General features: G+C 50.3%; 2 protein-coding genes. Both read left to right on the top strand.

Annotated elements, in window-relative coordinates; all coding sequences use genetic code 11:
* A partial coding sequence (locus NZ772_18210) for a coenzyme F420-0:L-glutamate ligase (protein MCS6815490.1) occupies positions 1-619 on the top strand: 619 nt, incomplete at its 5' end.
* 140 nt (positions 620-759) lie between these two features.
* A partial coding sequence (locus tag NZ772_18205) for a GNAT family N-acetyltransferase (protein ID MCS6815489.1) occupies positions 760-1,881 on the top strand: 1,122 nt, incomplete at its 3' end.

The raw sequence follows: 1,881 nt of genomic DNA, 5'->3' as shown, positions 1-1,881 counted from the left end.
CATTCGCACCCACTTGCTGACGCATTTGGATGACCCCGTGACAATCGTTGAGCGCTATGTCAAGCCCTACGCTCAGCCAGGTGATATCATTACCATTGGAGAAACCCCCGTCGCTATTATGCAGGGTCGTTTCCGCCACCCTACGGACGTTAAGCCAGGATGGTTAGCCAAGCGGCTCTGCTACTATTTTTTGCCTACATCTAGCTTGGCAACAGCCTGTGGGATGCAGGCCCTTGTAGATATTTCCGGTGCTGGGCGGGTACTGTTTGCATTCATTGTGGGATCTCTGGCGCGAATACTGTTGGGGAAACGGGGCGTATTTTATCAGCTTGCCGGGGAGCAGGCGCGCCTCATTGATGATGTGACAGGCACTTTGCCACCCTATGACCAGTTTATTGTGTTAGGGCCAGTGCAACCACAGGCGATCGTGAATCGCATCCAGCAGGAGACAGGATTAGCGGCAGCAATCGTAGATGTGAATGACCTGAAAGCAGTTAAGATATTGGCAGCCACCTCTGGAGTTCCCCTAACCTTCTTAGAGCAAGCTTTGATTAGTAACCCCGCTGGGAATGCTGACGAACAAACTCCACTAGTTCTAGTTCGCCCTACTACACTGTAGATAGACTGTAGATAAGGCAAACTGTAGATAAGACTAAATTAAAGAATGTCTTCGACAGTTGAATTTGTTGAACTGTAGATAGCACCAGTAAGGCTACCGTATGGGTAACCTGATGACCAACTGCCCAACCTCACCTACCTATGGCTTCTTCTGTTGCTCGTCCGCCTAGCACCATCCGTCCTATTCAGTTCCACGACCTCGATCGGATAGAGGAGTTATTTACGGCGGCTGCTCTTCTGGATGCAGCCGATAGGGGCAATCGCGTCGCCAGTCACCTCCAAACCATTCGCCGCTGGTATGGGGTCGTGAAGGTCATGAGCTTCTTTCCCAATCCCTTCCAAGATGTGTTCTCTGGCTACGTAGCTGAACAAGACAATAGGGTTTGTGGTGCTATTCAAGTAATGCCCTTTAACCGTGCTCGTACCACATGGCGAGTTGAGCAAGTTGCTGTAGATTCCGGCTGCGGACAAGTTGTAGCCTCTCACCTGCTACGTCATTGCTTTGAAGCCATTTGGGAAGCCCGAACTTGGCTAGTAGAACCCAATATTAATAATAAGGATGCGCTAGCACTCTATCGGCAAAATGGTTTTCAGCATCTAGCGCATATGACCTACTGGTCATTGTCACCGCAACTGTTGCAGTCATTGGCACAGCGAGAACCAAGCCTACCTAACTTGCTCCCGGTTAGTAATGCTGATGCTCACCTCATCTACCAATTGGATACAGCATCTATGCCGCCGTTGGTGCGCCAAGTGTTTGATCGTCATCCCCATGACTTTAAAGTTGACTTAGTGAATTCACTCATTAACACGGCTGATCAATGGTTCAATCACCATGAAGTGATTAGCGGCTATGTGTTTGAGCCTCAGCGGAAGGCGGCGATTGGTTATGTTCAGTTGCATCGGTGTAAAAATGGGTCTCAACCTCATAGTGCCCAACTCACAGTTCACCCTGCCTACACGTGGTTGTATCCAGAACTGACTACTCAGATGGCCCAAATGGTGCAAGTCGTTCCCCCTCAGTCGCTTCATGTCACTTCTGCTGACTATCAACCTGAGCGCGAAGCCTACCTGGAGCAGATTGGAGCCGATCGTATAGCTCACACCCTCATGATGTCACGGTCTATCTGGCATAAAGTTCGGGAAACTCGCTTAGTTGGGCTGGAAAACCTTCAGCTCTCTGGCGTGCTCCGGGGTTTTCAGCCAACGCATAAACCCGTGCCCGGACGAATTAACAGTTATCCACCTAGCCGCCGTCAGCCC

The sequence above is a fragment of the Cyanobacteriota bacterium genome, from assembly GCA_025054735.1.
In the GTDB taxonomy this organism is placed as follows: domain Bacteria; phylum Cyanobacteriota; class Cyanobacteriia; order SKYG9; family SKYG9; genus SKYG9.
The sequence above is the reverse complement of the archived record's forward strand: the minus strand, read 5'-3'. Positions and strand labels throughout refer to the sequence as shown.